The organism is Mesorhizobium sp. M7A.F.Ca.CA.002.05.1.1, assembly GCF_003998335.1.
Taxonomy (GTDB): Bacteria; Pseudomonadota; Alphaproteobacteria; order Rhizobiales; family Rhizobiaceae; genus Mesorhizobium.
Genome location: NZ_RZQI01000615.1, coordinates 1 through 3655 on the forward strand (window position 1 = coordinate 1; position 3655 = coordinate 3655).

Annotated in this window: 3 protein-coding genes; 1 reads left to right on the forward strand and 2 read right to left on the reverse strand. The window is 65.7% G+C overall.

The window, feature by feature from the left end:
* A partial coding sequence (locus EN939_RS25105) for a branched-chain amino acid ABC transporter ATP-binding protein/permease (protein ID WP_245473165.1) occupies positions 1-1700 on the reverse strand: 1700 nt, incomplete at its 3' end.
* A gap of 14 nt (positions 1701-1714) precedes the next feature.
* The gene (locus EN939_RS25110; protein ID WP_127270506.1) at positions 1715-2881 is read right to left on the reverse strand and encodes an NAD(P)/FAD-dependent oxidoreductase; all 1167 of its coding nucleotides are present in this window, start codon (positions 2879-2881) and stop codon (positions 1715-1717) included.
* A 145-nt stretch (positions 2882-3026) separates the two neighbouring features.
* Between EN939_RS25110 and EN939_RS25115 the strand changes: the two genes are divergently transcribed.
* A partial coding sequence (locus tag EN939_RS25115; protein WP_164751203.1) for a MurR/RpiR family transcriptional regulator occupies positions 3027-3655 on the forward strand: 629 nt, incomplete at its 3' end.

The following is a 3655-nucleotide window of genomic DNA, read 5'->3' on the forward strand; positions in this document are numbered from 1 at the left end:
CGCTCGCACAGGTTCATCACCAGCCGCATGTCGTGTTCGATCAGCACAATGCCGATGCGGCGCTCGGTGCGGACCGTCGAGAGGATCGAAACCAGTTCGGCGGTCTCGACGGCGTTCATGCCGGCGGCCGGCTCGTCGAGCAGCAGGAAGCGCGGCTTCAACGCCAGGGCGCGTGCCACTTCGAGCCGACGGCGCTGGCCATAGGCAAGCCTGGCGGCCGGTTGATCGGCGAATCTCTCCAGCCCCATGCGCGCAAGTTCACCCATTGCCGCCGCCTCGGCATGGCCAAGATCCGGCTCCACCTGGCGGGCGGCGACGACGACATTTTCGAGCACGGTCATGTGCGGGAAGACGCGGATGTTCTGGAACGTGCGGGCAACGCCGGAGCGGGCGAAGCGGAAGGCCGAAGCCTGCCGGACCACGCCACCCACCGACACGGTGCCGGCACTTGGCTTGATATCACCGGCCAGCATGTTGAGCAGCGTCGTCTTGCCGGCGCCATTGGGGCCGATGATGCCGGTGATGCTGTCGGTCTCGAAATCCAGGCTGACGTCGTCGACGGCGACGACGCCGGCATAGCGGCGCGACAGATGGACGGCGGCGAGCCGGTCACTCTCGACATGCCGCGGTGGCGCCGTTGAAGCCATCACGGCCTGGCGACCGGGCCGACGCAGCAGGTTCAGTTCACGCTCGCCGAACAGACCGGTCGGTCGCCGCCAGATAACCAGGATCATGGCGATGGCAAGCACGCCCTGGGTCAGGCCAAACAGGACGGGCAGATGCAGGCCGAGCACCTCGCCGCCGCCTTCGAAGCGGCGCACCACTTCGACCAAAACGATGGTGACGATGACGCCGGCGAAAGCGCCGAGCGACGAGGTCATGCCGCCGACGATCAGCATGGCGAGCATGGTGAAGCCGAGGTCGAAATAGAAATCGCGTGGCGAGAACGCACCCAGAAACTGCGCCATCATGGCGCCGGCGGCCATGGCGGCGACGACACCCGCCACCCAGGCGGCCAGACGCGCCGTGCGCTGGTCGACGCCGACGGCGGCGGCACCGCGCTCGTCATTGGCGGCGGCGCGGGCGGCAAGGCCGAAGGAGGTTTCGCGAAACAGCCTCGCCGCCACCAGCGCCATCGAAGCGACAGCGGCAGCCGTCCACAGCCCGACCTCGCGCGGCACGCCATAGAATGGCTGACTGCCGCGCGTGATCTCGCGCCCGGCCACCAGCAGCGTGTAGACGATGATCAGCATGGCAAGCGTTGCGATCGAAGCGCTCGATCCGGAAAGCCTGAGCAGCGGCGTGCCGGTCAACAGGCCGACGATGACCGCGAGCGCAAGGACGACGGCCAGCGCCGCGAAGAAGGAGAGTTGATACCCGGCGAGGAATTGCGGCAGGTCGCGCAGCGCCGTTCGTTGCAAGGCGGTCGGCATGGTGAGGATGCCGGTGGCGTAGGCGCCAAGGCCGACAAAGGCGGCCTGACCGAACGAGACGATGCCGCTGTTGCCAGAGAATATCTGCAGGCCAAGCACCGCCGTCAGCATGATCGCGGCATAGGTGACCACACGTTGCATGGCGGCGCTGCCAAAGATGAAGGCGGCAAGCGCCACCAGCAGCAGCACCGCGACCATGCACAGGGCATCGGCAGTGGCGTTGCGAAACGCGGCCGGCATGAAGCCACTGGGCTTGCTCTCGCTCATCGTCACCGACGCCATTACGCGGCCCTGAAGCGATCGGGTGAAAACGGCGCCAGGATCGGTTGCGCGCCTTCGGTGACCAGCCTGGCCACCGCCTCGCCGACTGCCGGCCCGGTCTTGAAGCCGTGGCCGGAGGATCCCGCCGAAACGACCAGCCCTTCGACGTCAGGCATGGCGCCGATGACCGGCAGATCGTCGGGGCTCATGTCGTAGAGTCCGGCATAGCCGGGCCGGATGCCAAGCTCGGCCATGGCAGGGACTCTGCCAGCGAAGGTCTCCAGAATCTCGACCGATTCCTGCTCCTCGACACCTTCCATGTAATCATCAGGATTTTGGACCAAACGCGGGCGGCCCGCATGTTCGTGGCGCAGGCCGGTGCCGCCACCAGCCCAGGTGCCGGCCAGGATGACGCCGTCATTGTCAGGCCGTGCATAGTTGCAGGAAATGTCGTCGCACCAGGCGAAAGGCATGACCTGCCTTGCCTTGCCGGCTGCGTCGAGGACGGCCATCGGATGGCGCTCGACATGCAGCGGCAGATCGAGGCCGACCGTCGCCAGCAGGCGGCGCGTCCACGGCCCGGCGGCCAGGACGACGGTACCGGCTTCCAGCACCGTTCCATCGGTCAAGGTGACGCCGGTGATGCGGTCGCCCTGCCGTTGAAGGCTCTCGACCAGCGTGTTCTGCATGATCCTGGCACCGTTGGCGCGGGCGGCACGGGCGATGGCGTTGGTGGCGCCGAAGGCATCGGCGTAGCCATATTCCGGCTCCCACAGCGCCATTGCGACATTGTCCAGGGCAAAGCCGGGTGCCGCGTCGGCAAAGGCCTGCGGCGACAATGTCTCGATGCGCGCGCCCTCGCCGCGGATGCGTTCGGCCGCCGCCGTCCAACTCACCTTGTTGTCGTTGCCGCAGACCCACATCATGCCGATTTCGGTGACGAAAGAGCCTTCGCCCGCGATTTCCGGCAGCGACACCAGGATCTCGCGGCCACGTATGGAAAGCTGCGACAATTCCGGCATCAGGTAGAAGGCGTGCAGCAGCGCCGACGATTTGCCCGACGGGCCGCCGGCGGGATGGGTCTGCTCGACCAATGTGACCTTCACACCGGCCTTGGCCAGATGATAGGCGGCGCTCGATCCGACAATGCCGGCACCGACGACGATGACGTCGCTTCCGTTTCGCATGGCTGTTCCCCACAGTCTCTTGGCTGCTTTCCGACAAGGTAGGGCCAGCGATCACGCAATGTCAACATCTCTTCATTGTTGACCAAGATTTAAATCTCTGTAATAAACTCGACAAAACAAGAGAACACGGATTTCGGGGAGGCCCATGGCGATACGCGATGTTCTGATGCGCGGGGATCTTGCGCTGACGCCGTCGGAAGAGAAGATCGTCCGACTGCTGTTGACGGACTATCCGACCTCCGGCCTCGGCACCGCCTCATCGCTCGCCCGGCGCGCTGGCGTCAGCGATCCGACCGTGGTGAGACTGGTCGTCAAGCTCGGCTATGAAGGGTTTCCGGATTTCCAGGCGAAGCTTCTGGCCGAAGTCGAGGCAAGACTGCACTCGCCGCTGCTGATGATGGAGGCCAAGCGGCAGAGCGGCTCCAACGACAGCGCCGTGCTGGCCTATCTCGACAGCGTCACCACGGCCTTGCAGAAAGCCACCGCCGCGACACCCATCCAGACATACGAGCGGGCGGCCCGCCTGCTGATGGAGGTCAAGGGCGAGATTGTGATGGTCGGCGGCCGGTTCAGCCGTCACATCGCCGGCATGCTGGCCGGCTATCTCGTGCAGTTTCGCTCCGGGGTTCGCGATCTCGGCGTGCTTTCTCCACAGACTTTCGACACGCTCGCCGACCTCGACCGGCGCGACGTGCTCGTCGTGTTCGACTACCGCCGCTACCAGCTCGACGTCATGGCCTATGCGAGCCAAGCGGCGGCGCTCGATGTGCGCAT